Annotated in this window: 25 protein-coding genes; 16 read left to right on the forward strand and 9 right to left on the reverse strand. The window is 52.9% G+C overall.

The genetic code is table 11. The annotated features are described in order from the left end of the window. Nucleotides 1-36 precede the first annotated feature (36 nt). Nucleotides 37-1428 (forward strand): phosphoglycerate transporter PgtP, encoded by a 1392-nt coding sequence (gene pgtP, locus ABLU95_RS04705; RefSeq protein WP_044523233.1) that lies wholly within the window; start codon nucleotides 37-39, stop codon nucleotides 1426-1428. A gap of 144 nt (nucleotides 1429-1572) precedes the next feature. Here pgtP and lysM read toward each other — a convergent pair whose 3' ends face one another. From lysM to ABLU95_RS04720, 3 genes are all read right to left on the reverse strand, one after another. Further along, entirely contained in the window at nucleotides 1573-2022 is a 450-nt protein-coding gene (gene lysM / locus ABLU95_RS04710) for a peptidoglycan-binding protein LysM (protein ID WP_348878919.1), read from the reverse strand. Between the two features lie 359 nt (nucleotides 2023-2381). Continuing rightward, complete coding sequence (locus tag ABLU95_RS04715) at nucleotides 2382-3026, reverse strand: TenA family protein (RefSeq protein WP_348878920.1); 645 nt, start codon at nucleotides 3024-3026, stop codon at nucleotides 2382-2384. Beyond that, nucleotides 3026-3871 (reverse strand): BtpA/SgcQ family protein, encoded by an 846-nt coding sequence (locus ABLU95_RS04720; RefSeq protein ID WP_023289705.1) that lies wholly within the window; start codon nucleotides 3869-3871, stop codon nucleotides 3026-3028. Before ABLU95_RS04720 ends, ABLU95_RS04715 begins: the two co-directional genes overlap by 1 nt. A gap of 26 nt (nucleotides 3872-3897) precedes the next feature. On the opposite strand from ABLU95_RS04720, the gene ABLU95_RS04725 reads away from it, so the two are divergent. Further along, entirely contained in the window at nucleotides 3898-4770 is an 873-nt protein-coding gene (locus ABLU95_RS04725; protein WP_348878922.1) for a PfkB family carbohydrate kinase, read from the forward strand. A 1-nt stretch (nucleotide 4771) separates the two neighbouring features. Here ABLU95_RS04725 and ABLU95_RS04730 read toward each other — a convergent pair whose 3' ends face one another. Next, nucleotides 4772-5725, reverse strand: coding sequence for a substrate-binding domain-containing protein (locus ABLU95_RS04730; protein ID WP_348878924.1), 954 nt, complete (start codon nucleotides 5723-5725; stop codon nucleotides 4772-4774). A gap of 345 nt (nucleotides 5726-6070) precedes the next feature. Here ABLU95_RS04730 and ABLU95_RS04735 point away from each other — a divergent pair, with 345 nt between their 5' ends. The 7 genes from ABLU95_RS04735 (at nucleotide 6071) to ABLU95_RS04765 (ending at nucleotide 12776) form a co-directional block, all read left to right on the forward strand. After that, on the forward strand, nucleotides 6071-7093 hold the full coding sequence (locus ABLU95_RS04735) for a LacI family DNA-binding transcriptional regulator (RefSeq protein ID WP_032428845.1): 1023 nt from the start codon (nucleotides 6071-6073) through the stop codon (nucleotides 7091-7093). A 380-nt stretch (nucleotides 7094-7473) separates the two neighbouring features. After that, nucleotides 7474-8220, forward strand: a complete 747-nt coding sequence (locus tag ABLU95_RS04740; protein ID WP_162923944.1) for an ATP-binding cassette domain-containing protein — start codon at nucleotides 7474-7476, stop codon at nucleotides 8218-8220. A gap of 18 nt (nucleotides 8221-8238) precedes the next feature. Continuing rightward, a complete protein-coding gene (locus ABLU95_RS04745; protein WP_023289710.1) occupies nucleotides 8239-9240 on the forward strand; it encodes an ABC transporter permease in 1002 nt (333 codons plus the stop codon). Nucleotides 9241-9243: 3 nt separating this feature from the next. After that, a complete protein-coding gene (locus ABLU95_RS04750; RefSeq protein ID WP_044523249.1) occupies nucleotides 9244-10323 on the forward strand; it encodes a phosphotriesterase-related protein in 1080 nt (359 codons plus the stop codon). Between the two features lie 14 nt (nucleotides 10324-10337). After that, on the forward strand, nucleotides 10338-11093 hold the full coding sequence (locus ABLU95_RS04755) for a glutamine amidotransferase (RefSeq protein WP_023289712.1): 756 nt from the start codon (nucleotides 10338-10340) through the stop codon (nucleotides 11091-11093). Beyond that, a complete protein-coding gene (locus ABLU95_RS04760) occupies nucleotides 11093-12205 on the forward strand; it encodes a M20 family metallopeptidase (protein ID WP_261902440.1) in 1113 nt (370 codons plus the stop codon). The genes ABLU95_RS04755 and ABLU95_RS04760 overlap by 1 nt, the downstream gene beginning before the upstream one ends. Nucleotides 12206-12347: 142 nt before the next feature. Further along, nucleotides 12348-12776: a cell envelope integrity TolA C-terminal domain-containing protein gene (locus tag ABLU95_RS04765; RefSeq protein WP_087827220.1), complete on the forward strand. Its 429-nt coding sequence runs from the start codon at nucleotides 12348-12350 to the stop codon at nucleotides 12774-12776. 187 nt (nucleotides 12777-12963) lie between these two features. On the opposite strand, the gene ABLU95_RS04770 is transcribed toward ABLU95_RS04765, so the two are convergent. Then, complete coding sequence (locus tag ABLU95_RS04770) at nucleotides 12964-13869, reverse strand: LysR family transcriptional regulator (protein ID WP_277475450.1); 906 nt, start codon at nucleotides 13867-13869, stop codon at nucleotides 12964-12966. A gap of 103 nt (nucleotides 13870-13972) precedes the next feature. Here ABLU95_RS04770 and ABLU95_RS04775 point away from each other — a divergent pair, with 103 nt between their 5' ends. Beyond that, on the forward strand, nucleotides 13973-15181 hold the full coding sequence (locus tag ABLU95_RS04775; RefSeq protein ID WP_348878928.1) for an MFS transporter: 1209 nt from the start codon (nucleotides 13973-13975) through the stop codon (nucleotides 15179-15181). A 101-nt stretch (nucleotides 15182-15282) separates the two neighbouring features. Here the strand turns inward: ABLU95_RS04775 and ABLU95_RS04780 are convergent, their stop codons facing one another. Together ABLU95_RS04780 and ABLU95_RS04785 are read right to left on the reverse strand one after the other, a co-directional pair. Next, nucleotides 15283-15912, reverse strand: a complete 630-nt coding sequence (locus ABLU95_RS04780) for a helix-turn-helix domain-containing protein (RefSeq protein ID WP_032452873.1) — start codon at nucleotides 15910-15912, stop codon at nucleotides 15283-15285. Nucleotides 15913-15978: 66 nt separating this feature from the next. Beyond that, on the reverse strand, nucleotides 15979-16638 hold the full coding sequence (locus tag ABLU95_RS04785) for a winged helix-turn-helix transcriptional regulator (protein ID WP_032452874.1): 660 nt from the start codon (nucleotides 16636-16638) through the stop codon (nucleotides 15979-15981). Between the two features lie 438 nt (nucleotides 16639-17076). Between ABLU95_RS04785 and ABLU95_RS04790 the strand changes: the two genes are divergently transcribed. The 6 genes from ABLU95_RS04790 (at nucleotide 17077) to ABLU95_RS04815 (ending at nucleotide 23225) form a co-directional block, all read left to right on the forward strand. Continuing rightward, nucleotides 17077-17607 carry a fimbrial protein gene (locus ABLU95_RS04790; protein ID WP_023289719.1) on the forward strand — a complete coding sequence of 177 codons (531 nt, stop codon included), beginning with the start codon at nucleotides 17077-17079 and terminating at the stop codon, nucleotides 17605-17607. Nucleotides 17608-17664: 57 nt separating this feature from the next. After that, nucleotides 17665-18342: a molecular chaperone gene (locus tag ABLU95_RS04795; RefSeq protein WP_348878930.1), complete on the forward strand. Its 678-nt coding sequence runs from the start codon at nucleotides 17665-17667 to the stop codon at nucleotides 18340-18342. 28 nt (nucleotides 18343-18370) lie between these two features. Then, nucleotides 18371-20905 (forward strand): fimbria/pilus outer membrane usher protein, encoded by a 2535-nt coding sequence (locus ABLU95_RS04800; RefSeq protein ID WP_348878932.1) that lies wholly within the window; start codon nucleotides 18371-18373, stop codon nucleotides 20903-20905. After that, nucleotides 20889-21947, forward strand: a complete 1059-nt coding sequence (locus ABLU95_RS04805) for a fimbrial protein (RefSeq protein WP_257394955.1) — start codon at nucleotides 20889-20891, stop codon at nucleotides 21945-21947. The genes ABLU95_RS04800 and ABLU95_RS04805 overlap by 17 nt, the downstream gene beginning before the upstream one ends. A gap of 10 nt (nucleotides 21948-21957) precedes the next feature. After that, on the forward strand, nucleotides 21958-22470 hold the full coding sequence (locus ABLU95_RS04810; protein ID WP_032452877.1) for a fimbrial protein: 513 nt from the start codon (nucleotides 21958-21960) through the stop codon (nucleotides 22468-22470). Between the two features lie 131 nt (nucleotides 22471-22601). Continuing rightward, nucleotides 22602-23225, forward strand: coding sequence for a LuxR C-terminal-related transcriptional regulator (locus ABLU95_RS04815; protein ID WP_348878934.1), 624 nt, complete (start codon nucleotides 22602-22604; stop codon nucleotides 23223-23225). Between the two features lie 254 nt (nucleotides 23226-23479). Here ABLU95_RS04815 and ABLU95_RS04820 read toward each other — a convergent pair whose 3' ends face one another. Together ABLU95_RS04820 and ABLU95_RS04825 are read right to left on the reverse strand one after the other, a co-directional pair. Next, on the reverse strand, nucleotides 23480-24670 hold the full coding sequence (locus ABLU95_RS04820) for an outer membrane protein transport protein (RefSeq protein WP_132135795.1): 1191 nt from the start codon (nucleotides 24668-24670) through the stop codon (nucleotides 23480-23482). A 60-nt stretch (nucleotides 24671-24730) separates the two neighbouring features. Then, nucleotides 24731-26356 carry a mechanosensitive ion channel domain-containing protein gene (locus ABLU95_RS04825; protein ID WP_348878936.1) on the reverse strand — a complete coding sequence of 542 codons (1626 nt, stop codon included), beginning with the start codon at nucleotides 26354-26356 and terminating at the stop codon, nucleotides 24731-24733. Nucleotides 26357-26702 lie beyond the last annotated feature (346 nt).

The raw sequence follows: 26702 nt of genomic DNA on the forward strand, positions 1-26702 counted from the left end.
CTGATGTTCACATCAATATAAAATACAGGTGACGACATGTTATCATTATTAAAAAAAGGGCCGTCGGCGAATACAGTTCCTGCTGAGAAAATTCAGGCAACGTATGGTCGATACCGTATGCAGGCGCTGCTAAGCGTATTTCTGGGATATCTGGCGTACTATATCGTGCGCAATAACTTCACCTTATCCACGCCCTATCTGAAAGAGCAGTTAGATCTTAGCGCCACGCAGATCGGTTTGCTCAGCAGCTGTATGCTCATCGCGTACGGGATCAGTAAAGGCGTGATGAGCAGCCTCGCGGATAAAGCCAGCCCGAAAGTGTTTATGGCCTGCGGTCTCGTACTGTGCGCCATCGTCAACGTCGGGTTAGGATTCAGCACCGCATTCTGGGTTTTTGCTGCGCTGGTTGTCCTGAACGGCCTGTTTCAGGGGATGGGGGTCGGCCCCTCTTTTATTACCATCGCTAACTGGTTCCCGCGTCGGGAGCGTGGCCGCGTAGGGGCTTTCTGGAATATTTCCCATAACGTCGGCGGCGGGATTGTCGCCCCGATCGTCGGCGCCGCATTTGCGATTCTCGGTACCGAGCACTGGCAGAGCGCCAGCTACATTGTGCCGGCCTGCGTGGCGGTGGTATTCGCCATCAGCGTACTGGTGCTGGGTAAAGGTTCGCCGCGCGAGGAAGGCCTGCCTTCGCTGGAAGAGATGATGCCGGAAGAAAAAGTGGTGCTGAAGACCAAACACGCCCAGAAAGCGCCGGAGAACATGAGCGCATTCCAGATCTTCTGCACCTACGTCCTGCGTAACAAAAACGCCTGGTATGTCTCCCTTGTGGATGTGTTTGTCTATATGGTGCGTTTCGGCATGATCAGCTGGCTGCCAATCTACCTGCTGACGGTGAAACATTTTTCTAAAGAGCAGATGAGCGTCGCCTTCCTGTTTTTTGAATGGGCGGCGATTCCGTCAACCCTGCTGGCCGGCTGGCTTTCCGATAAGCTGTTCAAAGGCCGCCGGATGCCGTTAGCCATGATCTGCATGGCGCTGATCTTCATCTGTCTGATCGGCTACTGGAAAAGCGAATCACTGCTGATGGTCACGGTATTTGCGGCGATTGTGGGCTGCCTGATTTACGTCCCGCAGTTTCTGGCCTCGGTCCAGACCATGGAGATCGTCCCCAGCTTTGCCGTTGGCTCCGCCGTGGGCCTGCGCGGATTTATGAGCTATATCTTTGGCGCCTCGTTAGGCACCAGCCTGTTCGGCGTGATGGTCGATAAAATGGGCTGGCACGGCGGGTTCTATCTGCTGATGGGCGGGATCGTCTGCTGCATCCTGTTCTGCTATCTTTCTCATCGCGGCGCGCTGGAGCTTGAGCAACAGCGTAAAAACAGCGAGCAGGAAGAGGCCCGGCTGGCGCTGGCTGACGCGCAGTAAGCGCCTGAACCCGGGGAAACAAGAGCCAGCTTGCTGGCTCTTTTGCCGTTGAGAGAGGAATTGATGTCCGCAGCTGCTCCCGACGACGGTATAAAGCAAGTATCCCTGCCATCACTGATGTTACTACTGAGTGGAATGAACGGCCTACTTCGCCGGGATAATCAGCACTTGACCCGGATAGATTTTATCGGGATGCGTCAGCATCGGTTTATTGGCTTCAAAAATACGTTGATAATCATTGGCAGAGCCATACATCGCTTTGGAGATAGCGCTCAGGGTGTCACCGGATTTGACCGTGTAAAAACGACTTTCCGCCCCGCTTTGCGTCACCTTAACGCCGTCACTGACCTGACCTACGCCAGTGACATTCCCGACCGCTACCAGAATTTTTTCCTTATCCTCCTGCGAAGCGACATCGCCAGTGACCTTGGCGGTGCCATCGTCCGCAACATCAATATTGACCTTTTCGGCGCCAGGCAGATTAAGACCATCGATATGTTTTTTCAGTTTATCGGCCCGCTCTTCTTTACTGTCTCCGGAGACGGCGTCCCATATTTTCTCGCCCGCTTCTTTCACAAAACTTAATAATCCCATCTTTCCATACCTCCTCGACTGTTACATGATCACATCATCATCGGACCTGTTGACCCAATGTCAGGGGGGCTGGTTTGCTACCCGCCCTCGCGTCAACTGCCTGAAGCAGCACAAGCCACCATCAAAGTATAATCAATAAGCGTCAAAGTGCAGGATATTTGCCCCGCTACGGCAGGAAAGTCTGTATTCCGGCAAGGCGACACGAAATGGAAGCGGACATAGCCCCCCCAGCCATGCAGAGAAATGATGGCCCCTCGTCGTACAATGGCTGGAGAGGCAATGCCCGGATAAGACGTGGACTACCTGAGCAAGATTTCAGAAGACGCCGCTTCCGGCGCCTCCTGTGATTCACCTCGCGGCTATTCCTCGTATGCAGCGTGATGGAAATCAATTTCCCACTGCAGTACTTCACCGTAAAGCGCCGACAGCGCCTGCTTTTCCTTTTCACTCAGCGCCATGGCGCAACGGTCGAGTTCGTTCTTTAGCCAGAGCGCCTGCTGGTAGAATTCGTCCTCCGCGTGCATTTCCACCCAGCGTCGTAAATCAGCATCGCTCTGTCGATGTTCGCTCGCCCGTCTGCACCAGCGATAGTACATCCACTCCGCACCGAACATCAGGGTCACGATCTGCTCATAACTGCCCTCGCGGGCGGTCCGCAGCATACCGTCGCGAAAACGCCGTACCCCGGGCAAATCATCCGGGTACTCAGCGGGATCGATCTGCCGCGCTGACAACACCTGCTCAAACCACGCGATCTGCGTATCAGCCAGGGCATTCAGCACGCCAATCAGCCAGCGCTGCTGATGAATACCCGGCGCTTTGCTGACCCCGAGGGCAACAATCGCGATGGCCGTCGCGACAAAATTGCCCTCAAACACCAGATAGCGGTTGAAGACGGCTGTCGGCAGTCGATCCTGTTCAATATCAGTGACAAACGGGTGCTGCTGCATCGCCAGCCACGCTGGTTGATGTTCGCGCAGCAGGCGTTCGCTAAACGCTTCCATTAGGCTTCCTCCAGCGCGGCCTGAGCGACCGACATAAAATGCTTCACCCGGGCCAGCTCAACATCGTTCCACCAGACGCCATCGACCTTCATCGTACTGGCCACAATGACCCCCTGGGTCCGCCCGAGGATCTGCCTCACGTTAGCCGGCGTTACCCCTGAGCCCACCAGGAGCGGTAGCGCCGTCGCCGCGCGGATCTCGTCAATTTCCGCCATCGTGGCGCTATCGCCGGTGCGTTGGCCGGTGGCGATCACCGCGTCGGCCTCGAAGAAATCGACATCGCGCGTCAGCTCCTGAATCGAACGATCGGCGACGATGGCATGGCTACCGTGCTTGACATGGCTATCGGCAAAAACGCGAATATGCTCAGCGCGCAGCATACTGCGGTAGCGCAGCGCCTTTGCCGCCGCCCCTTCGATAAATCCTTCGTTGGCGATATAGGCGTTGGCCCACTGGTTGACGCGGACGAAATCGGCGCCGCCCGCCAGCGCGATGGCCATCGCCGGGATCGCCGCGTTAGCCAGGACGTTAATACCCAGCGGGACCGCAAACCGCTCACGAACTTTCTCGGTAATGACCGCCATCAGCGCGGAGGTTTCATGGCCGATGTCCTCAGGTTTGGAAAACGGAATATCGCCGTGGTTTTCAATAATCAGACCATGAACACCGCCTGAAATATAATTTTCAGCATCGCGAAGTGCACGCTCAACAATATCGGAGACTGATTTTCCTCGATATTTAGGCGCGCCAGGAAAAGGATCGCAATGAATAACGCCAATAACGGCTTTGTTTCGTGAAAAAATAGCTTGTATTGCATTGGTTTTTTCTGCTGAGATAGCAACCATCTTATCCATCCTGTTAAGGGAACACTATGCGTGTTTACGTTACCGGTAATATTGCCGTCGATGAAACCTGGTCCATTCCGGATATACCGAAAAAAGGCACTTCCATTCACGGCGTTAAAGTTTCGCAGGATATCGGCGGTAAAGGCGCGAATCAGGCGATTATATTATCCCGCTGTGGAATAGAGACGCGTTTAATTGCCGCCACGGGAAATGACAGCAACGGCGCCTGGATCCGCCAGCAGATAAAAAATGAACCACTGACCTTACTTCCCGACCAACCTTTCAATCAACATAGCGACACCTCGATTATTTTAAATAGCGCTGATGGCGACAATGCCATCATTACCACGACGGCGGCTGCCGACGCCTTCAGCCTTGAGGATATTATTCCGCATATGGCGGATGCCGCCGCCGGCGATATTCTGCTGCAGCAGGGCAATTTCTCCCTCGATAAAACGCGGGCGCTGTTCCGGTACGCCAAAACTCTCGGCATGACCACGGTGTTCAACCCCTCGCCCGTCAATCCTGACTTTTGCCATCTGTGGCCGCTCATCGACATCGCGGTAGTCAATGAATCCGAGGCCGAGCTGCTTCAGCCCTATGGGGTGAAAACCTTAGTGATAACCCAGGGCGCCGCTGGCGCCTGGCTGGTTCAGGCGGAACAGCGCCAGTTTTTTCCCGCCGTGCCCGCCGAAGCGATTGATACGACCGGCGCAGGCGATACGTTCCTCGCCGTCATGCTGGCCTCCGCCCTGCTGCGCGGCGTCGCGCCGGATGACCTGGCGCTGGCGCACGCCAGCCGCGCTGCCGCCATAACCGTTAGCCGCCGGGGAACGCTCAGCGCGTTTCCCGGCAGCCATGAGCTCGCCGCCCTGTTAACCCAGGACGGCGCGCGTTGACCTACTTAAACAGCGGACGGTAAGCATCGACGTTCGCTTTGGTCACCACCGTCGCCGGAACCAGAATGGTTTTCGGCACGGTTTTTCCCGACGTGATGCTGTTCAGCGCATTCAGGGCCTCGGCGCCCATCTTTTCCGGATCCTGCTGCAGGACGGCGGTCACGTAGCCGCCGTCAATACCGGAAATCGCCTTCGCCGTCAGATCCCAGCCAAACACTTTAATGTCCTTCTGGCGCCCCTGGTTTTCTACGGCGGCGATAGCGCCGAGCAGCGCGGGTTCGCCGGTGGCATAGATTGCTGTCAGATCCGGGTTGCCGGTGATCAGGTTTTCCGCCGCGGTCATCGCTTTATCCTGCACGTTCTGCCCGTCGACCACGTTAGCGATGGTAATGTTCGGATTGCTTTTCAGCGTCTCTTCGAACCCTTTCTGCCGCTGGTTCTGGATGGCCGAATTCAGCGCGCCGACAATCCCCACCCTCGCCTTGCCATCCATCTCTTTCTGCACGTAGTCCACAAAATATTTACCAATAATTCTGCCGCCTTCAATATTGTCCACGCCGACCTGGGCCGCCTGTGGTCCGGCCGGCAATACGGCATCAATCGCAATCACCGGAATGTTAGCGGCGGCGGCTTCTTTTACCGCTGGCATAATTCCGTTAATGTCGATAGCGGCGACCAGAATGCCTTTAACGCCTTGCTGAATATAGTTTTCTATCGCGTCGTTTTGCGCCACGGGATTATCGTTAGAATTGAAAATAACTAAATCCTTGCCGCTGGCCTTAGCCGCATCCTGCGCGCCTTTATTCATCAAATTAAAGAACAGCGCCTGCTGATTGATTTGCACCAGCGCATAAGTCGGACCGGCAGCGCTGGCGGCAGAAATAAAACTCATCGATGCCAGCATGGTCGTGGCGACAGCAAGTAAACGCAGTTTTCCGGTGTGAAATAACATCATCAGTATCCTCGTCGGGAATAGTTGATAGCCAGCAGAGTTCCGCGCCGCATGCGAACGCAGAAGGATTGTTTTTTTGGCGGGCAAATATCGTCTATATGGCCAGAACAATCATCGATCGTTCGGCGGATACCTGCTTAATGTCATCCCGGCAACCGGTCCGTGTCGGTGCGCGACTGGAATGACTTAAACGGGTTTGGGAATGACTTCCCGGATGATGCGGTAAACTGCCTATACAATTCTCTGCTGATTAAAATTTGTCAAGCATTTATTTTCGCTTATTACGCACAGAGAAATTGCTGTATCCACCGCGCTTAACTATGTTACAGATAGCCGATTCTGGCAGAGATGGCGCAGGAAATGAGTATAAAACGCGTATTGTTATCTGATGTGGCAAAGCTGGCGGGGCTGTCGAAAGCGACCCTGTCGCGCTATATGAACAACAGTATTGTGCTGCCGCAGGACACCATCGACCGTATCGAAACCGCCATTCGCGAACTGGACTATCGCGGCAATAGCCTGGCGCGCCGTCTGAGCAAAGGCGGCAGCGAGACGCTTGGCCTGGTGCTCCCCGACATTACCAACCCCTTCTTTGCCGAGCTGGCCGACGCTGCCGAAGAGGCCGCTTCTGCCAGCGGCTACAGCCTGGTGTTGTGTATCACCCGCAACAACCCGGAAAAAGAGTGCCAGTTCATCCGCTGGCTGGATACCTGCCAGGTAGACGGCCTGCTGTTCACCACCAACCGCCCCGATAACGGCCTGCTGCGCAAGGAGATCCAGCGTCACGAACGCATTGTCCTGCTGGATGAAGATATTCCCGGGAGTCAGGTTCCAAAAGTGTTTGCCGATAACGTTCAGGGCGGGCGCATCGCCACCGAAAAACTGATCGCCGCTGGGCATCGTCATATCGCTTTCGTCGGCGGCCCGGACAAACTGATGAGCGTCCGTGAGCGCTATCAGGGTTTTTGCACCGCGATGGAGCAAGCCGGCCTGAGCTGGCCGCCCGAATGGGTGATGTACGGCGACTATCAGCGCGAGTTTGGCCAGCAGGCGCTGCGGCACCTCTTCAGCCAACCGGTTCGCCCTACCGCCGTCTTCGCGGCCAGCGACTATCTGGTGCTCGGTCTGCTTGACGGTCTACGCGCCAGCGGGCTCCAGGCGCCGGAGGCGCTTTCGCTAGTCGGCTTCGATGACGCCAATTACGCCGATTTTACCCAGCCGCGGATCTCCACTATCCGCCAGCCCGCCCGGGAACTGGGGCGCACCGCGGTGCACATCATGATGCGCCTGCTAAACGACGATCCGGATATCCCAGCGGAAACCCGCCTGCCGGTTGAATGGATTGGTCGCGACTCGATCAAGATCTGTTAAGCATGTCCCATAATGACGCAAAAGCGCCCGTTTTTGGCGCAAAAAACGATCAATTAACAATTTATTCACTATAATCAGTAAACCGGTTTACCGGATTGCAATCAATAAAACCTATTGAATACATAAGGTTAAGTCACAGGGCTGCTGTGTTGTTCCTGCCCTGGCACGGATGCTGCAATGTTCTTACTGGCGAACAAATATCTTACATAGCGTTTGTCCTGACTGTACTGGCGAGGGCTCTGATCCGCAGGTAAACCGGTTTACTAGATTGTAAACCGTGACGGATAGAGTCTCTCCCGCAGGATGGCGAACATTTTCCCGGCAATAGCGATGGGAGTTATCAGATGCAGCAGCCACAAACTACCCCGCCAAGGGTGGAGATGATCAATATCACTAAGACCTACGGGTCGATACGTTCATTGCGCGGCGTTAACCTCGAGTTGGCCCCGGGCGAAGTGCTGGGTTTAGTGGGCGATAACGGCGCGGGGAAATCCACCCTCACCAAAGTGCTCTCTGGCGCGGTGATCCCCTCCAGCGGCACGATTCGTATCGACGGTGAACAGCAGCAGTTTACCAATCCGGCCGATTCGCGCCGCTGCCATATCGAGATGGTCTATCAGGATCTGTCGCTCTGCGACACGGTCGACGTCGCGGGCAATCTGTTTATGGGCCGTGAGCCGATGAAATCGGTCCTCGGTATTCCCTTTCTCGACGAGGCCAAAATGCACGCCGATGCCAGAGAGATGCTTAAAGGGCTGGGGATCTCTATTCCGGATACCCGCCTGCTGGTGCGAAATCTCTCCGGCGGCCAGCGCCAGGCTATTGCCATCGCCCGCGCGGCGGCCTTTGACCCGAAAGTGCTGATTATGGATGAACCCACCGCCGCGCTGGCCGTCGCGGAGGTCGAAGCGGTTCTGGAACTCATTCGCCGCGTTTCCTCTCGCGGGGTGAGCGTGATTCTGATTACCCACCGCCTGCAGGACCTGTTCCTGGTGTGTGACCGGATCATGGTGATGTATGAAGGTACCAATGTCGCTGACAGACGGGTGGCCGACACCAGCCTGAACGATATCGTTAACCTGATTGTGGGCGAAAAATTCACCGCCCGCTCTGCGGCTGCACATTGAGGTAACAGGATGAGTATCATGAACTTAAGCAGCTCCCGCATGATCCAGCATTCGCTGCCGCGCCGCCTGCTGCATAACCACTCGGGCGTAGTCAGCATCGCGCTCTTTTTCGTCTTCTGCTGCGTGGTGTTTTCGCTGATCACCAGCAACTTTCTCACCGGCACCAACTGGCTGAATATCATCCGTCAGAGCGCCCCGCTGCTGATCGTCGCGACGGCGATGACCCTGGTGATTACCACCGGCGGTATCGATCTGTCGGTGGGCTCTACCCTGGCGCTGGTCGGCGCACTCTCCGCTATCGCCCTGAATAGCTGGGGGCTGCCGTGGCCGGTGGTACTGCTCGGCGGCCTGTTGCTCGGCGGCGTCGTTGGCGCCATCAACGGCTTCTTTATTGCCTATGAAGGGATTCCGGCGTTTATCGTCACCCTCGCCACTCTGGCTGTGGTTCGCGGCATCGCGCTGCTGATCACTCAGGGTTATTCGATTCCGGTTCCGGCTGACAGCCTGTTTACCTTTATCGGACGCGCGTGGGTAGTCGGTATCCCCATGCCCGCGCTGCTCGGCATTCTGATTCTGCTGATCGGGCATATCGTTCTTAATCACATGCGTTTTGGTCGCTACGTGACCGCTATCGGCGCCAACGCTGAAGGCGCGCGACGCAGCGGGATTAACACCAAAGCCGTCACGATGAAGGTCTATATCCTCAGCGGCATGGCCGCCGCGCTGGCGGGAATGATCATTACCGCTCGCCTCGGCAGCGGCTCCTCCAACCAGGGCGAAGGCTTTGAACTGCAGGTTATTGCCGCCGTGGTGCTCGGCAGTACCAGCCTGTTTGGCGGCTTCGGTACCATTATCGGCACGCTGCTGGGCGCGCTGTCGATTGCGGTCATTCAGAACGGGCTGATCCTGTCGCATATTTCGCCGTTTTACACCCAGATAGCTACCGGCACCATTATCCTGCTGGCTATCTGGCTGAACACCCGCATTCTCAACCCCACGCGCTCCGCGGCAAAAGGATAGCTGATGAACGGATCAATTTTTCGTCATCCCTCACCGCTGCCGGTTGGCGTCAGCAGCGGTTACGTGATGACAGTGCTTGGCCCGCTGCCGATTAACGAAATGGGCGTCACCCTGATGCATGAGCATATTCTGCTGGATGCCTCCGGCAAATGGGTGCCGCCCTGCTGCTGTAGCGATCGCCATCTTGCCGAAATGCCGGTGAAAATGGAAAACCTTGGCGAACTGTCGCTGAATCCGTTGATGAGCCGCGATAACTGTCAGCTGTTTGATGTCGACGTTGCGATTGAGGAACTCACTAAATATCGCGCCCTTGGCGGCGAAACCGTGGTCGACCCGACCAATATCGGTATTGGCCGCGATCCGAAAGCGCTGGCGCGCATCGCGCGTCTGACCGGTCTGAACATTATTATGGGCACCGGGCTCTATCTGGAGCCTTCGCACCCCGAGTGGGTAAGGACCAGCAGCGTTGAACAGCTGACCGAACGGCTGATTTACGATCTTGGCGGCGCGGAGGAGAAACCGGAGGTACTCGCCGGGCTTATCGGCGAAATCGGTATCTCCAGCCGTTTTACGCCGGATGAGGAGAAATCCCTGCGCGCTGCGGGTCGGGCCAGCGCCGCGACCGGCGTGCCGATCGAGGTCCATCTGCCGGGCTGGGAGCGGCTGGGTCATCGGGTGCTGGATATTCTCGAGCAGGAAGGCGCCGATTTACGCCATACCGTGCTGTGCCATATGAACCCCAGCTTTGCCGATAAACGCTACCAGCGCGAACTGGCCCAGCGCGGAGCATTTCTCGAATACGACATGATTGGCATGAGCTATTACTACGCCGACGAGTCAGCGCAGTCGCCCTCCGACGAGGAAAACGCCCGCGCGATCCGCGAGTTAATTGACGACGGCTATATCCAGCACATTCTGTTGTCGCAGGATGTCTTCCTGAAAACCATGCTCACCCGCTACGGCGGCCACGGTTACGGCTACATACTCAAGCATTTTGTTCCGCGTCTGCGGCGCCACGGCGTCAGCGGCGAACAGCTTGAAACCTTAATGATTGGAAACCCCCAGCGGGTCTTTGGCGGATAAAAGGAAACGTCATCATGCAGAAAAAAATCTTACTGGTCGGTGAGTCCTGGACCAGCACCTCAACGCACGTTAAAGGCTTCGACCAGTTTGCCACCGCCACCTGGCACACCGGCGCAACGGATTTTCTGGCCGCGCTCGCCGACAGTCCCTATGCCATTACCTATATGCCCGCCCACGCGGCGGCGACAGACTTTCCGCTGACGCTGGAAGCGCTGGAACACTGGGATGCGATCATCCTTTCGGATATCGGCGCCAATACGCTGCTGCTGCATCCGGACACCTGGCTGAAGAGCCGCCGCACCGCCAACCGTCTAACGCTCCTGCATGATTACGTGGCCGGCGGGGGGGCGCTGATGATGATCGGCGGCTATTACAGCTTCCAGGGGATCAACGGCGGCGCGCGCTACCGTAATACCGCGGTGGAGAAAGTGCTGCCGGTTCGCTGCCTGGCCTGGGACGATCGCATTGAAACCCCGGAAGGCTGCTTTGCTGAAGTGGCGGGATCTCACCCCCTGTTTAACGATATTCCGGGCGAATGGCCGTGGCTGCTGGGCTATAACGAGGTTGAAATGCATCCGGAAGGTAAACTGCTGGCGACCGTGGCCGGTACCGATCATCCTCTGCTGGCCATTCGCGAATATCAGCGGGGGCGCTCGCTGGTGTGGACCAGCGACATGTCGGCACACTGGCTGCCGGAAGAGTTTGCCAAATGGCCCGGCTATCGCCAGCTGTGGATTAACTGCCTCGACTGGCTGACGGAACGCCGCTGATGACCGCTACCCTTGAGCTCGCCCGGCAGCTGCTGGGCTTTAACACCATCAACCCGCCGGGCAGCGAAGCCGACTGCATGCGGTTCTTCGCCGACTGGCTTGCCGATAGCGGTTTTGAGGTGTCGCTGTCGTCATTCGGCGAGGGACGCTGCAATCTTATCGCCAGGCTGCCCGGGTCGAAGAGCGGTAAGCCGCTGGCTTTTACCGGACATCTGGATACCGTCCCGCTGGGAAATGCCCGCTGGCAGTACGATCCTTTCGGTGCGCAGATGGAAGACGGGCGTCTTTATGGACGCGGGTCGAGCGATATGAAAGCGGCGATAGCGGCATTTGCCGTCGCCTGCGTTCATCAGCAGCAAACGATTCGCGCCGGGCGCGGCGCACTATTGCTGATCACCGGCGGAGAAGAGACCGGCTGCGACGGCGCGCGGGCGCTGATCGCCTCCGAGACGTTGCCAGAGGTGGGCGCGCTGATCGTCGGTGAGCCCACCGCCAACTACCCGGTTATCGGCCATAAAGGCGCCCTCTGGCTACGCTGCGAAACGCGGGGAAAAACCGCCCACGGCGCGATGCCGGAGCTGGGGATCAATGCTATCTATCTTGCGGCGGATGCGCTGGGTAAGATCCAGCATTTTTCGCCGGGCGCGCCGCATCCCCTGATGAAGCAACCCACCCTCAACGTCGGACGCATAGAGGGCGGACTCAATATTAATTCCGTACCGGACCGCACTCGTTTTGATGTCGATATCCGCAGCGCGCCCAATTTACAGCACGCCGCTATCCGGGAGCGCTTGACGACGCTGCTGGGCGAAAGCGTTACGGTCACCACGCTGGTCGACCTGCCTGCGGTCCTGAGCCGGGAGGATCATGCATGGATTAAGCAGGTTTACCAACGCTGTCAGCCGCTGCACGCTGAGCCGATTACGCCGCGCGTGGTGCCCTACTTTACCGACGCCTCGCTGCTGCTGCCTGCCCTGGGCGACCCGCCCTGTATTATTCTCGGCCCCGGGGAGCCGTCGATGGCTCATCAAACCGACGAGTACTGCCTGCTCAGCCGGCTGGCGGAGGCAGAACGGCTATACGGTGACCTGATCCGCGACTGGATGACCTAACCGTCCGCGACGAAAGCCCAAAATGTGTGACAGCGTCACTTAAAGCGAGCATGATGCATTCAGCGTTTGAATAATCTCGCGGAATAACAGAGGATAACCGCCTCGTACACGAAATGTTTCACCACCAGCAAGGAGGCTTACCATGTCCGTGAAAATCAACGCCGTGCTCGTTTGCACCCTCTCTTTCCTCCTTTCCGCCTGTTCGGGTCATGCTTCTGCGCCGGACAGCGCCGAAGACGCTCAAATATCGGCAGAAGTGGATAAGATACTTCGCGATTATCAAACGGGTGCCGATACGTCACCGCAGGCCAATGCCTCACGCTATCTGGCGCGGATCCAGGCGGCTATCTTCGCTAACATAGACCAGCCGGACTCCTGGCAAGGGCAAAAATGCTCGGTGCGCTTTACCCTGCAACGTGACGGGACGGTGCAGGATCCGACGGTCGAGAACGGCGATCGGCCATTTTGCGCGCAGGTGATGTCCGCGCTTAAAGTTGCCAAAATTCCGCCAGCGCCAGATGAAAAAACCTATCAAACATTCAGCCATGTCGTTCTGGACTTGAAGGCCTGAGCTTGCCCGTAGAAAGCGCCCCGGCCATCGCCAGGGCAATGGCTAAAAAGATAAGCTGACAGCCTGCTTAACAGACGCTTTTTGGCGATCGGCGAGGAATGATTCAATGGTGCTTGAGTCGAGGTGATGAGCGGCAAGAGCGCCGGCTGAACGGGACAGCGCATCCAGGTGCGCTGATGATGGCCTCTTATTCATGACTCAATCTCTGATGCATGAAATCAATAAGCGCTCTTGTCTTTGCCGGCAAATAACGCCGATCGGAATACAGGGCGAACAATTGCAAGGGGGCCGCCGATTGTTCAAATTCAATTTCGATTAACCGGCCATCGTCAATATAGGGCTGGCAGGCTTGTTTCGACAGGATGGCATAACCGACGCCTGAAATGGCCGCTCGCCCTGCCATCTCCCCGCTGTTGACCCGATAACGACCGTTCACTTTAATCGTCTCGAATCCGCCCTTTTTATTCACAAACTGCCAGGGAGCGCCTTTAAGCGCATTTACCGTTGTAATACAGGGCAATTCTTCAAATTGCTGTATACGAGAAGGCGTGCCATAACGCTGGATAATGGAGGGGGCCGCAACGATGGTGCAAGGGATGGTCACCAGATGACGGGCTATGTAGTCACTGTCATCCATCTGACCACGACTCACAATGACAGCGAGATCCAGATCATCGCGCAGGGATTCATAACCAGACAAATTGGTGACGCAACTTATCTCCAGGTCCGGATGCTGACAGGCGAAATCGGCAACAATAGCGCCCAGCAGTGCAGGACCGATTTCATTGGGAATACAGATACGTAGTGGCCCCTTGAATTGCATTTGCCGCAACGTTAATTCGGTTTCAGTTTGCTCAAGCGCTTCCAGTAATGGCTTCGCCCGGGTATAGAGTAGATGCCCCGCCTGAGTGAGTTTCATATGTCGGGTACTGCGTTCAATAAGCTGTAGATTCAGTTTATCTTCTAGCTGAGCAATGCAACGGCTCACATTTGATGCCGGCATTTCAAGGGCTTTCGAAGCCCCCACAAAACTGTCTCTTTCAACTACAGCGATGAAGACTTTCAGCGCATTAAAATCAAGAACTGGCCGCATCAACTATCCCACATATGATAATAATGAGTGCCATTTTTACCATCTAATCGATAAGTTTGATAGCAGTTAAGCTAGGTTATCTTTCATCATCAGGTCGCTTGCTATGCCACGGGTCACCACAACATTTAATCAAAAGGCGCTGATACGGATAGCGCTGGTCATCGCTTTTGTGCAGTTTACTAATGCGCTGGAATATATGATGTTCAGTCCTGTTTTTACATTTATGGCCGCGGATTTCGCTGTTCCCGTCTCCTTCTCAGGCTATGTATCCGGTATGTACACCTCTGGAGCCGTCCTGTCGGGAATTATCGCCTTTTACTGGGTTGACCGTTGCAATAAGAAGCGTTTTCTTATCGCTAATATGGTGCTGCTAGCCATAGCGACACTGTTGACAACATTCATGACCCGTTTTCCTCTTCTTCTTACCTTGCGATTCTTCGCAGGGCTGGTAGGAGGGACGACAATGGGTGTGGGGATCGGTATTTTGATAAACCACACGCCGGCTGACTTGCGCGGAAAAATGTTGGCGACGGTGATTGCGTCATTTTCGCTGGTAAGCGTTGTGGGGATGCCCGCTATATTATTTTTGTGTACTCATTACGGTTGGCATGTCGCGTTGTGGTTAATCAGCACGCTCTGTTTGTTGGCATTGCCATTGATCGTCACTGTCATCCCTCAGGACCCCGTCACTTTCGACACGTCTTACGCGCTGCCCCTCGATGTTGATACTTTACTGTTTGCTTCCGGTAATGCGCTGGTACAGTTTAGTCCAATGCTGATCATTCCTGTTCTGGCGCCATTAATGACGCAGCTGTTGGGGGCTTCTGAAGGCCTGCTGCCCTGGCTGTTCTTCGGCGGGGGACTGGCGGGGTATCTGTCTACAAGAATGACAGGGGCATTAACCTCTCGTTTCTCTGCATTGAGTTTGGCGACCGGGTCAACCCTCGTTTTTATTCTGAGCTTGCTGATACCCTTCCTGGGCTATCCGCATCCGGCGCTGTTTATGACGTTATTTCTCGGGGCAGCTTACAGTCGTCTGGTTTCATCTTCGGCGGTTACGATTCAGTTTCCTGATAACAACCAACGAGCGGGATTCTCTTCATTACAGACGTCCACGATGTATCTGATGACGACTGCCGCATTTTTCCTGTCCGCTTTTCTGTTACCTGACCATCGCATGGCGCTCCAGAATATGGACACGTTGCTGGCGCTATGTGCAATTTCCGCATCAGGATCCCCAATTATTATCATCATTTTGCAAAAGAAACTGGCTAAGCGGACGATCCCGCCCGATCGGTGCCCCACTGGGTAGAACATGGCGCGCCCTGCCCTGGGCATTAAAATTATCATTGACCCTGGTGTGGTCGCTAAATGGAGATGAGGGGCGTTTTTTTTGTCTGACGGTGTCTGAATTTAGTACCTGGCGGGAAGCTTATGGATTTTAATGAGTCTTCCCTCTTCCATTTCGATAAAACCACCCGTTTTTAAATCTGCAAGAATGCGCATGACGCCGCTGCGAGAAAGATGGGTTTTCTCACGGATGTAGAGTTCCGCTGTGACTGCGGCGCGATAACTCTCATCTTCTTCGATTAAATTGAGCAACTGCTGGCGGATCATCTCGTACGCCGTCGGTGCGCCCTGCGGCATCACATTGTTGTAAAGTCGGCCATACACAAACATCAGTTGCTTTGAGAGCAGCCCCCATAACGACTTTTCTTTAATAATGTCATGAACACGAGCGGTGGAGATCTCGCCAATCACGCAGGAGTTGATAGTTTTAATGTAATCATCGAAGTAAATATCCGTCAGATTGGCAAGACCAAACACGGCGGGACTGCGCGCAGTGGACAGCATCATATTATCGTTTCGGCGATAAACCGCTACGGTTCCCTCAAGGATGAGGTAACACATCCCCTGGCCATTCACCTTGAAATCCAGTTGCTCCCCCCTTTCAGTTTTACGTGGCGTGCAATACGGCTGTAAATGCGTCATCAACTCTTGCGCGTAGGGTGAACCTCTGTGAGGTTTTGCTGAAGAGGACATAACCGATAACCTTTAGATTGACCTGTCTGATTATAGCCTGGCTTCCTGTTGCGGGTATCCTCATCGTCAGTATTTTCGAGGCAAATGGTTGATATCAAGAAGTATACCCCGTTCCATGGTGATGTAGTTCCCGGTTCGCAGCTCTGCCAGAATTCGCATAATCCCGCTCCGTGAAAGATAGGTTCGGCTCTTAATATAGGCTGCAGCCGTAATTTGTTGCCGTATCGCATCCGGCTCTTGCATCAGTTCAACAAGCTGAAAGCGGATGATGTCATAAGCCGACATCTGCGAGATTTGTGCGCAATGCTCATACACCCGGGAGGCCGTATAAATCAGGAGTTTCGAAAAATGCTCCCATAGATCCAGTTGCGCCACGATGTGATTAAAACAATCCAGTGACACCCGGGCGATCTCTGACGTCTCCAGCGCTCTCACATAGAGATGCTCTGAGGAAAACTGACTACTGACGCCCAGAATAAAGGGTGATGATTCAGAATTTAAAACAATGCCATCGCCGCGACGGTGCAGCGCGACGCTACCTTGCAATAGTAAAAAACATTGCCGGATATCATCTTTATAATAATGCACGACCTCACCTCTGCCGATCACTACTCTTTCTGCCGCTGGCAACACATGATTTATCAGAGTCTCGATGTGCCGAAATGGTTTTAATTCCAGGGCAATTGATTTGTCCTGGTTTTCCGGGGTGGTTAAGCGCGTGTTCATATGCTGCCTCAATTCCTCTACGGTGATCGCTTTATTGATCGACCCGACGAATTATCTTAAAAATGAAGAAACCGCGAAATATTGGTTTAGGGTCCAAAAGTAGACCGTGCTAAAGATGTACTCTAAGTAATTGATTTTGTGCCTCATCACCTTTGAGTCTAAAAATAGACCGGACCTTAATAAACACAATAAAAAAGGAATGTTACTTATTCGTTAAGTGAGAGTCTACTTATAGACCCACAAATCATTTGAGTTTAAGAAAGTGATTAGATAAATTTTAGCCAGCCAGCAGAACAGTTCATGATCTTACCGTAATTAATTATGGCTGCCATGCTGCACAGTAATAAATAAGGCGCTGGTACAAAAAGAGTGTAACGCTCATCGGCACCCTATTGCCTGAATATAAGTGGCAAACCAAGTTAATAAGGAAACAACGTAATGAAAAAAAGTCTTGTTTTAGTTGCCTTGACCGCAACTGCAGCGCTGTCTATGTCTCACGCTTTTGCTGCCGCTGGCACCGTGAATTTCGTCGGCAATATTCTTGATACTGCCTGTGAAGTCGATGTGGCATCGCAAAACCAGCAGGTCAATCTCGGTAACTTTTATAAAACTGAATTTCCTAACAGTGGCGCAAAAGCGGCTGCAAAGGATTTTAATATCGTGCTTAAAAACTGCCCAACCACAGTGACTTCGACAAAAGTACGCTTTGATGGCACCCCCGATCTGACCAACCCTAACCTGCTGGCTATTGATACCTCAACCTCCAGTGCGGCGTCAGGGGTGGCGATTAACCTGATGACCGCCGATAAAGTCGACCTGCCTTTACACGGTGAGAACAGCTATAACTACACCCTTAGCAGCACCCAGGACAATACGCTGAAATTCTACGCGCAATATATCTCCACCACGGCATCAGTAACGCCGGGTACGGCCAACTCTGTTGCTAACTTCTCCATTGTATATAACTGATTTTCTGTCCAGAAAAGCTGATGGGGTCGATACGGCCCCATGTTCCAGAGGTCTAAAATGAATGTTCTTCGCAGTATCTTGCTTACCACCACGATATTGAGTTTTGGTTTATCCGTTGCTCAGGCCGGTGTCGTTATTGGTGGTACGCGGGTCATTTTTGATGGTAATAAAAAAGAAGCCTCAATTGGCATAAATAATCCTGATAAAACCCCCTACCTGATCCAGTCCTGGATCGAAACTCCGGGTGGCGGTGCCGAAAAGGCGCCTTTCATCATTACGCCGCCGTTATATCGACTGAATAATGGCCAACAAAACGTCGAGCGCATTGTTGCCACCGGATCATTACCTCAGGATAAAGAGAGCTTGTTTTGGCTTAATATAAAAGCCATACCCTCTGCAGCTAAAGTTGACAATACGTTGCAAATTGCCATTAAAACCAGAATCAAGCTCATCTACCGTCCGGCGGCGATGAAAGGCGCATCCCCTGAAGAGCAGGTCGATAAATTACGCTGGCAACGCGTCGGTAATAAGATACAGGTAAACAATCCGACTCGGCATGTCATGAATTTTAACGAAATTTCACTATCAGGTAAAAAATTACCCGATGTCAGTTATGTATTACCCGGTAGCACAGCGACGTTTGATTTACCCTCCGGCGTAACGGGCGGGCCAGTGACATTCAAAATTATCAATGATTATGGCAGTCCCGGGGCAGAACACAAAGCCAGTCTGTAGACCGGCGAAAAGACACTGAGTGGGATTTATGATGATGGCAATGGATTATATAAAAGCACGTTCTCCACGGTTGGCATTATTGATAACCATCGCGCTCTTCGGTAATACGCAAAATAGCTATAGTCGCGATTTTTTTAATCCAGAACTGGTTGAACTGGATAATCCGGGGACAGTAAAAGTCGATCTTTCTGGTTTTGAATCGGGCGCGCAAGCTCCCGGGGATTATCATGTTGATATCGTCCTGGACGATCGGTTAGTTGATACCCGCGATATCAGGTTTGTGTTGCTGAAAGAGCCTGGCGGTGATGACAAATTAGTCCCCTGTTTATCCATTGAGCAATTAGAAAGCTGGGGAGTAAAGACTGGACTTTTTCCCGCGTTAAAAGGCGAAACATCCTGTGCGAACCTGTCCGCGATCCCTCAGGCCAGTACGGATTTCCAGTTTGCCATGCAGCGTCTGGTATTGAGCATTCCGCAAGCGGCACTATCAGCGCATGCGCGCGGAGCGGTGTCGCCGGATCGCTGGGATCAAGGGATTAACGCCGCCCTGCTCAACTACAGTCTGAGTGGGGCCAATAACTGGGCAAAAAATAGCAACAGCAGCACCAGCGATAATCAGTATGCCAACCTGCGTCCTGGCGTGAATATTGGCCCCTGGCGGTTAAGAAATTACACCACCTGGTCGCGCGATTCACAGGGTCACGATGCCTGGAAGACGGTTTATACCTATGCTCAGCGTACGATAATCCCGTTACAGTCGCAGCTCACGCTGGGTGATAGCTCTGCCCCGGCAGATGTCTTCGACAGCATGCCTTTTCGGGGAGGACAACTTGCCTCCGATGATGACATGCTGCCCGACTCCCTCAAGGGCTATGCCCCAGTGGTGCGTGGTATCGCCCGGACCAATGCCCAGGTGATAATTCGCCAGAATGGCTATCAGATATACCAGAGCTTTGTGGCGCCGGGGGTTTTTGAAATCACGGATATGTATCCTACCGGCGGCGCCGGCGATCTTGATGTCACTATTAAAGAGGCTGATGGCAGTGAGCAGCACTTTAGCGTGCCATTTGCCTCCCTTCCCGTATTACAGCGTGAAGGCCGAATAAAATATGCGTTAACGGGCGGCCAATATCGTTCTTACAACGGCAGCGTGGACAAAACGCCCTTTGCTCAGATGAGCGTTATTCTCGGCTTGCCCTATGGCTTTACGTTTTACGGCGGATTACAGGAGTCGAGTAAGTACCAGTCCCTCGCCGCGGGCGTCGGTAAAAACATGGGTGACTTTGGCGCAATCTCCAGCGATATCACCCAGGGCTGGTCCACGCCGCAAAATATGCCGAAATCCAGGGGGCAATCATGGCGGGCTCGATACAGTAAAAATTTTGCCGCAACGGGCACCAACTTCGCGATTGCCGGCTACCGCTATTCGACCAGCGGCTACTATGGCATGCAAGAGGTCCTGGATTCTTACGGTGACAGTCAGGCGCTTCAGGACCGACGCCGCAACCGTGCTGAGCTGACGTTGAGCCAGGGGTTGGGAGACCATCTGGGATCGTTGATGCTGAACGCCGCGCGTGAAGATTACTGGAATTCGGGTAAGGCGATGGAATCATGGAGCGTTGGGTATAACAACTACTGGCACAGTATCAGTTATGGCCTGACCTGGACGCTGAGTAAGAATGGGAGCGCGGGATCATACAGCTCACCCCAGAGCGACGATAAAAACCAGATGCTGGCGCTGAATATCAGCATTCCCCTGGAAAAACTGTTGCCGCAGACATGGGCAAACTATGGCATGAATACCAGCAAGAATAACGGTACGACACACAGCGCTGGGTTAAATGGCGTTGCTTTGCCGAATAATGCGCTCAACTGGAATATTCAACAGGGTTTCGGCACTCACGACGTGGCCTACACCGGCAATATGAATGGTGATTATCGCGGCACCTATGGCGAAATCACAGCCGGGTACAGCTATGACAAAAATACCGATCGTCTGAATTATGGGATTCAGGGAGGTGTGGTTGCGCATGCCAATGGCGTGACGTTTTCTCAGCCCCTGGGTGAAACCAACGTGCTGATTGCCGCCCACGGGGCTGCCGGCGTAGGCATCCAGAATATGACCGGAGCGACAACCGATTATCGCGGATATACGGTTGCCTCTAACTTAATGCCTTATCGCAAAAATGATGTGTCATTAATCACTGAAACATTACCGGCTAACGTTGAGTTAGAGCAAACGGTCAAAACCGTGGTTCCTACGCGTGGCGCGATTGTCAGGGCGAACTATCGGGCAAGCGTAGGCGTTCGCATGTTGATGACCTTGAGCCAGCGAAACGGCCAGTTAGTGCCGTTTGGCGCAATGGCCAGCGTTGAAGGAACAGATCATAACAGTTTTATCGTGGGTGATAGCGGACAGGTCTATTTGACGGGTCTCGATCCCGAGGTAAACCTGACCGTGAAATGGGGAAATCAATCCGCAAACACCTGCAGGGTTCATTACTCGATAAACATGACGAAGCTGAATAACGATGTGATTATCGATAATGCTGTTTGCCGATAACGTTGAAATGAATTTTTATATCAGGTGCATAGGTATGCGACTTTTCCGATCTGCATTATTAATGCTGGCTGTGTTGTTTCCATTGAGTGGCTTCTGTTGTGATTATACTTACATCGGCTCTCCCTATACCGTGGATTATGGCAATATTATCGTTCAGCGCGATGTTCCCGTTGGCCAGGCGATAAGCAATGAGATATATGGCTCTTTAGCACATGCTTATACCTGCGTCACAACCGGCAATGAAGGGTCTAGCTCAGGAATGAAAAGCGCTATTTTACCCTATGTCGCGACGTACGGCGCGCGGCGCGTTTATCAAACCAATGTGCCTGGGGTGGGTATTTCTTTTGGCTTTTACATGAACTCCAAAGCAGGCGCGTCGACATTTAGCGGCACCGATTATATTGACCGCGGTAACGCTTCAATGTCCAGTTGGTCTTCAAACCCAGGCGAGCTGGTTATTCATGATTATCAGCCGGTTATACAATTCTGGAAGATTGGTGATATAACATCTGGCTCAGTAACGGGGCAACTGGCATCGTTTGTCGCCTTTACGATGCAATATCTCGGCGGAGAACAAGCTCCTGAGATCCCCGTCAATGCGGGGGCCGGATCTATTACCCAGGTGGCATGCGCGGTGACAACGTCGAATATGGTATTTGAACTGGGGGACGTTTTGGTCAGCGAGTTTGGTACTGCGGTGGGATCAACTCCCGCTAATGCGCAGAAAACGCAGAATCTCATTCTGGACTGTGATGCCGGTGCCAATATTAACGTCATGCTCTCCGGGGCACAAAATCCAGACGTCAGCGATAATACCGTGCTGGCGTTAACCGGCCAGGGAAGCGCAGGCGTCGCACAGGGGGTTGGCGTGCAGCTGGTTTATAACAATACCCCTCTCATTCTTGGCAATAATCTTGTTCTGAAGAGAACCAATGGCGGCCAGGAGATGTTTCCGTTAACCGCACGCTACTATCAGACCAATACAACGGTAACCACCGGCATCGCCAATGCGTCCGCAACGCTGAGTCTTACCTATCAATAAGGGCTGTTAAATGAAAATCAATAAACTCGTGTTGCTGATGGCATGCGCAATAGTATTGCCTGCGTTGTCGGCAGACAATGTCGATATCAAAGTCACAGGTCGGATTATCGCAGCACCCTGCGTCTTTAACGGGGGGAGTGAAAATATGAATGTTGATCTTGGTAATATCCAGGCAACAAACATGTTCACCCCCGGGTCATCTTCCGATCCGGTTACCTTTAATCTCCTGTTTACCCGCTGTCCGCCGGGTACGCTAAGCGTGACAACCCGTTTTAGCGGAACGCCTGACCCGGAAGCGGGCATGAATTATTACCAAAACAGTGGCACGGCAACCCGTGTAGCCATTGCGATGTCTGATGCTACTACAGGTTTGTTGATGGGCAGCGGATCCAGCATCACGCAAAATATTGCCGCAGACAGAACGGCGACGATTCCGATGAGCGCCATGGTGACCTCAGTGGCGGGAAGGCCGACGCCAGGTTCCATTCATGCCGTTGTCGTTTTGACAATGCAATATAACTGACGGGTTGCTGGCTATAGCGGGTCATAGGCGCGTGAGTCGTCATCCCCTTCAGGAAGCTAACAGGGTAAAAAAGCTGCGTCTATTATTCCCCCAATGCAGCTGCGCTTAATAATTATGTTTCGGTATAGTAAATGGTTAACATTGTAATAAAAGAGTGGGATACCCTCTTTAGGCGTGGACTGACCTTTTTTTTTAATGATTTCTTTTCTCAGCACAACACTAAAGTTAATTTCAGTTTTAACTTTACCTCAGAAAGCGTGAAGGTAGCAGACGTTATTGTGCTGGCATTATGCCCAGGAGAATGTTTTATTTGCCGCCCTGAACTGCGGAGTCGAAAAAAAAGCATTGTGATTGGTATTGTTGATGATGACATGCGTGTCTCAGCGCTACCCTCTTGCTTTCAGGATATTATCTTTCTCTCTCGCCGACATTCCGTGACGCAGTTACGTACAGCAATGCATACCGCCTGGCACCGGCTGCAGCAGACAAATTATCGGCACTCAACCGGGTCATGTTGTGATTGCCAGCTTACCAAACTGTCGCCACAGCAAATCCGCATCATGAGCTATTTAAATGAGGGGATGTCAGTCATGCAAATTGCCGAAGAACTGATGGTGAGTGAGAAAACGGTCTATACGCATAAATATATGGTGATGAGGAAATTTAACTTACATAGCGATTATGAGTTAATGCTCCTGCTCAATAAACTGACAATAAATAGCGACTGGCCCAAGAGCTTTATAAATGTAAATTAATGATAGCTGGCAAGTCACAGAAACAGACCGCCGGGCGTCTTCCCAGCGCCACTTACCATCGCCCCCGGGTCTCAAAAAAAGACCCGAGGGATCGTGGATAACGAGCGCTCAGGATATACAGGCGAATTAATCAAACTGATTCAGGATAAACGCCACACCCACCGTACAAAGGCGGTGATGCCCCTTTACGAGGGCACAAAAAATCATTTGTACATCCCTCCCCGCGCTCACTGAACGGCAAAGACATCAGCCCATTAGAATTGATAACTATAGTTTACATTAGCAAACCATAAATATGGGTGGTTGTAGCTACCGCTATAGATAGCAGGCGACTGAACGTGAGACGATTGCATATGCAAGTAGGAGACGGCGACGCCAATATTGCTCTGCGGTGTAATCTGGTACTGGGCGCCTGTGGCAAAACGCCATTCATCACCCGTCGGTAAGGTCAGCGCTACGTTACTCTGCGAATCGTATACCGTGCTGTCAAAGGCAACACCAGCGTTGAGACGCCATTGTTCGGTAGGACGGTACTGCACGCCTAATGCCGTATGCCAGGAATCCTTCAGACGGCTATTTTTATCCAGTTCCTGCCCCACCACGGCAATTTGTGGGGCGCCAAACTGGCTCCAGTCCTGCCAACCGAGATCGCCCATCACCGACCATCGTTTATTGATATCATGCACCAGGCTCAGCATAATTTGCTGAGGCGCGCGTACCTGCGCTGAGACAGGAAGCTCGTACTCAACGTTGGCTAAATTCGGCAAGCGCGCCTTACCATCAATATCAAAATCGTATTCTGTCTTACTCGTCCATGCTATACCAAGCCGGGTCTGTTCCGTCAGCTGCATCAGCAAGCCAAGACGATACCCTAACGCCCAGTCGTGATCCTTCTGCGTTTCATCAGTATTATCGACGTTACGTGTTAATGACAGGAAGCCATAGTTGATGTTTACAGAGCCGCCCACAGACACTCTATCGCTTAATTTGTAAGCGATTGAAGGGCTGAGTGTCATCGCCACCATGGTGCTTTTCTTGATTAATCTGTCCCCGGCCCACTGACCAAAGTCAATCCCCAGGCCGTAGTTGCCGTAAATGCCGAGGCCAGCATAGAGATCATCATTGATTTTTTGCGCATAGAATGCGCTGGCATTAGGGAAGAAGCGCATAATATCCCCAGGGCTCTTACGTCCGGCGTCATCGTTAAGTGAATAAGATACATCACCGTCCATCGCCTGAACTCCCCCGGTAAACATATGGTCAGGCAAACGAGTCATCCCGGCCGGGTTGGTGACAATCGTTGATGCATCCTGAGCGCGAGCAGCCTGCCCTGCGCCTGCCAGTGCCGTATCTTCTGTGCCAATTTCGTAGAAGTAGAGTGCGCTCGCCTGCGTGGTCTGCGAAATAAGGAGCCCAAAACATACCAGTATCAATTTTTTTTTCATGCGCTATCTGCCAATTTATATTACAAAATGTCCCTCTCTATCAGGAAGGACGGAAATAAGTTACGCACTCACATTTTTACTGCCATCAGGAGGAACCGCCGGGGCTGAATACCAGTTTTCTTTGGCAACAGTGACTGAACCCTCGGGTTGCATAACATAATTCGGGGACATAATCTGTACGTTGAATTCGTTAAATACATCCTGAATATGGCTATAAAGTTCATTGCGAGCTGCGGCTAATGATTGCCCTGCTTTCAGTTGTACCTGTAATTCATAGGCGATATACCAGTCCATTAAACTGAGCTGGCGTACCAGCGGTGGTTGAGCCTGATCGACTGAGCTTGCCCGTTTGGCGGCGAGCTCTAGCATGGCATGAACCTGTCGCCAGGGTGTGTCATAACCAATCGTCACGCTGATGGTCAGGTTGATGCCACCACCGTGAGCATGTGCGCTCAAATTGGTGATTTTTCCACTCACAACCACCGCATTAGGCACCGTGACCACGTAATTTTCTCGGGTAATGATCTTGGTGGCCAACATACCAATTTCACTCACCAGCCCTTCGTTATCGGCCACGCGTATCACATCGCCTTTGCGCAGCGCGCGGGAATAAATCAGTACAAGACCACTCATGGCGTGGTTCATCACCCCGGCGGAACCTAACGTCAACATCAGACCAAAGAAGACGCTGATCCCTTTAAACGCGAGCGAGTTAGCGCCAGGCAAAAAGGGGTACGCTGCTGACAGCGCAAACAGCCATACCACCACAGCGATCAGTTTACGAGTCGCCCCGACCGTTTCCGGATGAATGCCAGGAAGTTGCAAACGTCCTGCTGCCACCTGATTGAGAACCACTTTAAGCAGTTTCAAAATCACAGCGGTTAGCATAAAAATAATCAGCACGATCATCAGGCCCGGCAAGGCAGATACCACAGCAAGCGCTATGCCCTGAAAAGCGCGCACAGACCAATCGCCCAGTGAGGCTCCCCATACGCGTGTCCATGGGAACAGGCTTAATACCCAGCTCAGCCAGACATACAGTGCTATGACGCCCAGCAAGATCATGAATGTGGCATAAAGTCGCGCTTCGATAGCACCGATAAAGCGTCGCCAGCTTTGGGGGATCCAGCTACGATTCTCAATGATACGTCGCCGAAATAGATGTTTTACCCTGCGCCATGAGCGGTATGCACCGTACCAAAGCGCGACTAGCCCAAGCAGACCTCCAACGGCTTTTATGGCGGAAAGCACCAGCCAGCTGCGGTTATACTGGTCGCGCAGAGCGGTTCTCTGCGCCTCCATGCGCGCCATAACCCGCTGCGCGGCCTGATCGAGCGTGAGGTCATCCCCTTCGTCAAGATCACCTTCGGTAAGCAGCATAACTGGCTTACCGTTCATCACGATGAGTTTTCCAGGCTGGTTATAACGGGTAACAGACACCAGTTTGAGAGGTTGGCGAACATCCTCCTCAGTGAAATTCCGCAGCGTATTTCTAATTCGCAATACCCGCTCTTCCGGCGTGGTAAGTCCAAATTTAGCCTGCAGCATGACTATCGGCTGATGAAAGATATATACCGTACGCGCACGCTCTTGCGGCGTCGCCTCCTGTCGTGGCTCTGCGGCATGCGAAATGAAACTTGTTATCGTGAACAAGCTCGCCAGCCAAATGAACAGAATTTGCTTCATTTCCACCCTCAACCCACGAAACATTGTTGTTATTGTTCTGAAAAGTTTTGAACTATTTCTCTTTTACAATTGAGCATAGACTAGCCGTTCGCTTCTGCAATACGCACCAGAAGATATTGTTCGCCTATCTTATATCTCTCCCCCCGCCGACTAACGGATACAACCGACTATTTCGAAGTTGAAGGTGAGTTCACATCAATATTGCCCAAACGATAACATTTTTCACCAGTAATGCATAATTCGTAGTCTATAAAATAATACGATTGATTAATCGATTCAGCATGAATACACTAAACTTTTGCATGAGAATAAGTTAAAGGGATATTCGGATTTTCCTTCCATTTAT

Source organism: Klebsiella sp. GG_Kp146 (assembly GCF_040061975.1).
Taxonomy (GTDB): Bacteria; Pseudomonadota; Gammaproteobacteria; order Enterobacterales; family Enterobacteriaceae; genus Klebsiella; species Klebsiella quasipneumoniae.

What these genes read in the sequence shown, in the direction of transcription:
- ABLU95_RS04750 (WP_044523249.1), top strand. Translation starts at nt 9,244, where the DNA reads ATGAACGGATCAATTTTTCGTCATCCCTCACCGCTGCCGGTTGGCGTC.
- ABLU95_RS04770 (WP_277475450.1), bottom strand. Translation starts at nt 13,869, where the DNA reads ATGCGGCCAGTTCTTGATTTTAATGCGCTGAAAGTCTTCATCGCTGTA.
- ABLU95_RS04800 (WP_348878932.1), top strand. Translation starts at nt 18,371, where the DNA reads ATGATGATGGCAATGGATTATATAAAAGCACGTTCTCCACGGTTGGCA.
- pgtP (WP_044523233.1), top strand. Translation starts at nt 37, where the DNA reads ATGTTATCATTATTAAAAAAAGGGCCGTCGGCGAATACAGTTCCTGCT.
- ABLU95_RS04760 (WP_261902440.1), top strand. Translation starts at nt 11,093, where the DNA reads ATGACCGCTACCCTTGAGCTCGCCCGGCAGCTGCTGGGCTTTAACACC.
- ABLU95_RS04735 (WP_032428845.1), top strand. Translation starts at nt 6,071, where the DNA reads ATGGCGCAGGAAATGAGTATAAAACGCGTATTGTTATCTGATGTGGCA.
- ABLU95_RS04715 (WP_348878920.1), bottom strand. Translation starts at nt 3,026, where the DNA reads ATGGAAGCGTTTAGCGAACGCCTGCTGCGCGAACATCAACCAGCGTGG.
- ABLU95_RS04755 (WP_023289712.1), top strand. Translation starts at nt 10,338, where the DNA reads ATGCAGAAAAAAATCTTACTGGTCGGTGAGTCCTGGACCAGCACCTCA.
- ABLU95_RS04745 (WP_023289710.1), top strand. Translation starts at nt 8,239, where the DNA reads ATGAACTTAAGCAGCTCCCGCATGATCCAGCATTCGCTGCCGCGCCGC.
- lysM (WP_348878919.1), bottom strand. Translation starts at nt 2,022, where the DNA reads ATGGGATTATTAAGTTTTGTGAAAGAAGCGGGCGAGAAAATATGGGAC.
- ABLU95_RS04740 (WP_162923944.1), top strand. Translation starts at nt 7,474, where the DNA reads ATGATCAATATCACTAAGACCTACGGGTCGATACGTTCATTGCGCGGC.
- ABLU95_RS04780 (WP_032452873.1), bottom strand. Translation starts at nt 15,912, where the DNA reads ATGTCCTCTTCAGCAAAACCTCACAGAGGTTCACCCTACGCGCAAGAG.
- ABLU95_RS04815 (WP_348878934.1), top strand. Translation starts at nt 22,602, where the DNA reads ATGGTTAACATTGTAATAAAAGAGTGGGATACCCTCTTTAGGCGTGGA.
- ABLU95_RS04805 (WP_257394955.1), top strand. Translation starts at nt 20,889, where the DNA reads ATGCTGTTTGCCGATAACGTTGAAATGAATTTTTATATCAGGTGCATA.
- ABLU95_RS04730 (WP_348878924.1), bottom strand. Translation starts at nt 5,725, where the DNA reads ATGATGTTATTTCACACCGGAAAACTGCGTTTACTTGCTGTCGCCACG.
- ABLU95_RS04810 (WP_032452877.1), top strand. Translation starts at nt 21,958, where the DNA reads ATGAAAATCAATAAACTCGTGTTGCTGATGGCATGCGCAATAGTATTG.
- ABLU95_RS04785 (WP_032452874.1), bottom strand. Translation starts at nt 16,638, where the DNA reads ATGAACACGCGCTTAACCACCCCGGAAAACCAGGACAAATCAATTGCC.
- ABLU95_RS04725 (WP_348878922.1), top strand. Translation starts at nt 3,898, where the DNA reads ATGCGTGTTTACGTTACCGGTAATATTGCCGTCGATGAAACCTGGTCC.
- ABLU95_RS04825 (WP_348878936.1), bottom strand. Translation starts at nt 26,356, where the DNA reads ATGAAGCAAATTCTGTTCATTTGGCTGGCGAGCTTGTTCACGATAACA.
- ABLU95_RS04790 (WP_023289719.1), top strand. Translation starts at nt 17,077, where the DNA reads ATGAAAAAAAGTCTTGTTTTAGTTGCCTTGACCGCAACTGCAGCGCTG.
- ABLU95_RS04775 (WP_348878928.1), top strand. Translation starts at nt 13,973, where the DNA reads ATGCCACGGGTCACCACAACATTTAATCAAAAGGCGCTGATACGGATA.
- ABLU95_RS04765 (WP_087827220.1), top strand. Translation starts at nt 12,348, where the DNA reads ATGTCCGTGAAAATCAACGCCGTGCTCGTTTGCACCCTCTCTTTCCTC.
- ABLU95_RS04820 (WP_132135795.1), bottom strand. Translation starts at nt 24,670, where the DNA reads ATGAAAAAAAAATTGATACTGGTATGTTTTGGGCTCCTTATTTCGCAG.
- ABLU95_RS04795 (WP_348878930.1), top strand. Translation starts at nt 17,665, where the DNA reads ATGAATGTTCTTCGCAGTATCTTGCTTACCACCACGATATTGAGTTTT.
- ABLU95_RS04720 (WP_023289705.1), bottom strand. Translation starts at nt 3,871, where the DNA reads ATGGTTGCTATCTCAGCAGAAAAAACCAATGCAATACAAGCTATTTTT.